At 68.4% G+C, this 266-nt stretch carries 1 protein-coding gene; it reads left to right on the forward strand.

What is annotated here, in order from left to right; genetic code table 11:
* The coding region (locus IJ15_RS25160; RefSeq protein WP_037136392.1) for an AMP-binding protein at positions 1-266 on the forward strand (266 nt) is incomplete at both ends.

Raw genomic sequence — 266 nt, forward strand, 5'->3', positions numbered from 1 at the left:
CATGCTGCAGCGCATCGTCGACCTCGGCCCCGAAGTCCTGTCGAAGTACGACACCTCCTCACTGAAGGTCATCTTCGCGGCGGGCTCGGCCATCGCCCCCGACCTGTCCATCCGCACGCAGCAGGCGTTCGGGAAGGTGCTCTACAACTTCTACGGATCCACCGAGGTCGCCGCCGTCACCATCGCCACCCCCGACGACCTCGAACGCGCCCCCGGCACCGCCGGACGTGCGCCGGCCACCTGCCACATCGCCCTCATCGACGACG

This window comes from Prescottella defluvii, from assembly GCF_000738775.1.
GTDB classification, from domain to species: domain Bacteria; phylum Actinomycetota; class Actinomycetes; order Mycobacteriales; family Mycobacteriaceae; genus Prescottella; species Prescottella defluvii.